3 protein-coding genes are annotated in these 2,210 nt (G+C 72.3%); all 3 read right to left on the reverse strand.

Translation table 11 applies throughout. The annotated features are described in order from the left end of the window. A partial coding sequence (gene gspL, locus BAY1663_RS22525; protein WP_037045307.1) for a type II secretion system protein GspL occupies positions 1 to 430 on the reverse strand: 430 nt, incomplete at its 3' end. Between the two features lie 2 nt (positions 431 to 432). Then, the gene (gspK, locus tag BAY1663_RS22530) at positions 433 to 1,401 is read right to left on the reverse strand and encodes a type II secretion system minor pseudopilin GspK (protein WP_037045309.1); all 969 of its coding nucleotides are present in this window, start codon (positions 1,399 to 1,401) and stop codon (positions 433 to 435) included. Then, positions 1,398 to 2,111 carry a type II secretion system minor pseudopilin GspJ gene (gene gspJ / locus BAY1663_RS22535; protein ID WP_037045311.1) on the reverse strand — a complete coding sequence of 238 codons (714 nt, stop codon included), beginning with the start codon at positions 2,109 to 2,111 and terminating at the stop codon, positions 1,398 to 1,400. Before gspJ ends, gspK begins: the two co-directional genes overlap by 4 nt. Between the last annotated feature and the right edge of the window lie 99 nt (positions 2,112 to 2,210).

Raw genomic sequence — 2,210 nt, forward strand, 5'->3', positions numbered from 1 at the left:
CGAGGAACAGCAGCTGGGTCGCCTTGCGCGGCAGCAGGTCGGCATCGACGTGGATGGCGACGACCGGCAACCCCAGCTCGCGCAACTGCGCCAGCCAGTCGCCCAGCCGCTGGCGGCCGATGGCGACGACCCGCTGGCGACCGTCCGCCAGCACCTCGCCGAGCGCCAGGTGCAGCTCGTCGACGTTCTCGGCCAGCAGTTCCTCGGCGGCATAGGCCAGCGCCTGCTGCATCCAGCGCGCCTTGCGGGTCGGCAGGTTGACCGCGAAGAAGCTGCAGACCTCGGCCGGCAGCACCAGGCTGATCGCGCCGGCAGCACTGCACTCGCCCAGCGCCTGCCAGCGTCCGGGTTCGTCCTTGGGCAACCAGTAGACGCGGGTCTCGGCAATGAGCCGGGCCGGGCAGTCGGCGGGCAGGAAAAGGCAATCCATGGTCAGGGTCGGCTCCCGTTCGGTGAGGCCAGCCGGGCAGGCTGGCCGAGATTGCGCGCCAGCACGCGGACGCTGCCGTCCTGCTCGCGCTGCAGCAGGCTGACCAGCGCCAGCCGGCGATCGCCCAGGCGCACTTCGCTGGTGGCCTGGAAGAATTGACTGCCAACCGCCAGCGCAGTGCCTTGCAGCGTAGTACCGGCCATGGCCGGCTGCGCGAGGAAGGCCGCGCTGTTGCGAAACGGCGCGCGGTGGCGCAGCGCGACCAGCGACTCGGCAGCGCCCAGGCTGAGGTTGTCGCCCAGGCTCGACAGCAGCAGGGCGCTGGCCGTGTTGACGTTCAGCGGCACGTCCGCCGGCAGCGCGGTGACATAAGGCGCCAGGCGCTGGAAATCCTCCTCGCGCATGTCCAGCAGTAGGCGCAGCTCGGACAGGTCGTAGAGCCGGCGCCCGGCGCTGCGATAGGGCGGGTCGAGGCCGAGGTAGGCATTATCCTCGGCGCCCAGCTCGGCGCCCGGCTGCTGGTCGGCGTCGAGCCAGTCCAGCAGGCGCTCCGGATAGGGCGCATCGATCTGCAGGCGCAGCAGCAGGCGGCGAAACTGCTCGACGGCCGCGGGGTTGGGCTGCTGGTCGCGCAGCAGGGCGTTGAGGTTGAAGCGCCCGGCCAGGTCTTCGATGCGCACGATGATCTCGCCCTGGTCGATCTCGAAGGCCGGCAGCGGTCGCGCCCAGGCTTCCTGCAGATGGTCGATGCCGGCACCCGGTTCGCCGCCGTCCTGCAGGTCGCGGGCGAGCATGGCCTGGGCCAGCGCCTCGCCGCCGAGGGCGTAGTGCCAGGCCTGGCGCGCCTGCAGCTGGTTGGCGCTGGCGCGGATCGCCAACTGCTGGCGCGCCACCATCGCCGCGCTGACCACGGTGACGATGGCCACCACCAGCAGCACGGTGATCAGCGCCACCCCGCGCTGGCGACTCATTGCGGCAGCTCCCCTTCGAACGGCTCGGGCACGCCCTCGGCACCGGGCAGCGCCTGCCGGGCGTCCTGCGGCGCCGGATCGGGCAGGCGCAGCAGGCGTGTGATGCGGCCGTAGCGCGGGTGTTCCAGGCTCAGCTCCAGCGCGGCGGGCAGCCGCTCGGCCGCCTCCGCCTGGCCGCCGCGGCCGAAATCGAACGGCGGCCATTCCTCGTGCCACACGGCGTCCTCGTCCAGGTAGCGCAGTTGCAGGCCCTGCACGTTCTCCAGTACCCGCTGCACCCGCGGCTCGCTGTCGACGTCGCGGTCCAGCACCACCCAGTAGACCCGTTCGAGATTGCTCCCGGCCAGCCGCCAGCGCACTCGCTGCAGGTTGGCGCGGCGCAGGCCGGTGGGGTTGCGCCAGCCGGCACGGGTCAGCTCCAGCAGCGGTGCGCCATCCTCGCCGCCCAACTGGCCGATGAAGGCGTTGCGTTCGTCGCCGAAGCCGTCGCGGATCGGCCGGCCGATGACTTGCTGCAGGTCGCGCTCGAACGCCCACAGCGCCCGGCTCAGCTCGCGCAGCTGCAGCTCCTGGGCGCGCACCGCCTCGTCGCTGCGCAGCACCGCTTCGAGCATGCGGTAGGTGCCCAGGCCGAGCAGGGCGAACAGGGCGATGGCGATCAGCAGTTCGAGCAGGGTGAAGCCGGCGGCGGCGCGCATGCGTGAGGCCATCAGCGCACCCCGACGAAGCCGCTGAGCTGGATGACCGCGCGCTCCTGCAGCGGCACGTTGCGCCCGCGCGGCGCCGGCAGCGCGACCCGGACGGTGACG

Origin of the sequence: Pseudomonas sp. BAY1663 (genome assembly GCF_000582595.1) — a bacterium.
Classification (GTDB): domain Bacteria; phylum Pseudomonadota; class Gammaproteobacteria; order Pseudomonadales; family Pseudomonadaceae; genus Stutzerimonas; species Stutzerimonas stutzeri_AF.

What these genes read in the sequence shown, in the direction of transcription:
- gspK (WP_037045309.1), bottom strand. Translation starts at nt 1,401, where the DNA reads ATGAGTCGCCAGCGCGGGGTGGCGCTGATCACCGTGCTGCTGGTGGTG.
- gspJ (WP_037045311.1), bottom strand. Translation starts at nt 2,111, where the DNA reads ATGGCCTCACGCATGCGCGCCGCCGCCGGCTTCACCCTGCTCGAACTG.